Origin of the sequence: Lentimicrobium sp. S6 (assembly GCF_013166635.1) — a bacterium.
Taxonomy (GTDB): Bacteria; Bacteroidota; Bacteroidia; order Bacteroidales; family UBA12170; genus UBA12170.
The window spans coordinates 1-536 of record NZ_JABKBZ010000278.1; the positions used below are offsets into that span (position 1 = coordinate 1).

1 protein-coding gene is annotated in these 536 nt (G+C 42.5%); it reads right to left on the reverse strand.

The features are described 5' to 3' along the window. On the reverse strand, positions 1–536 hold a 536-nt coding region (locus HNS40_RS22720), incomplete at both ends, for a hypothetical protein (protein WP_216664214.1).

Here is a 536-nt window from a genome sequence, read left to right on the forward strand (position 1 = left end):
CTGTTAGTGTGGTTACTGTGAGTTCTCCATTGAGGTTTGTTGTTCCGTCATAGAAACCTCCATTGAATCCACCATAAACCATGTCTTGTTCTAGGTATTGGAATCTGGTGGCATAATAATAGGTTCCGTCGGTGGAAAGCTCTGCGCCTAAATTGGCGGAATATTCATCATTGTCACTATCGGCAACTTCGCCTAAATAACTTGCGGCTACCCAATTCGTCCAAGTGTTTGGATTTGTATTGTCAGTGCTATAGCCTATCCATGCTTGTATGTCTGCATTTTCGCCGGCTACTTCGGTGATGTTTTCTATATATAATCTTCCGTAAACAATGAATTCTTCATTGGGTGCTATGGCTCCGCTTTCTGGATGCTGCAGGTTGGCCCAGGTGATTTCATCATCGACCACAGAAGTAGTTACAGTGACTTCTCCATTTACATTTGTTGTTCCGTCATAGAATCCTCCATTGAATCCTCCATAAACCATGTCTTGTTCTAAATACTGGAATCTGGTGGCATAATAATAGGTTCCGTCGCTT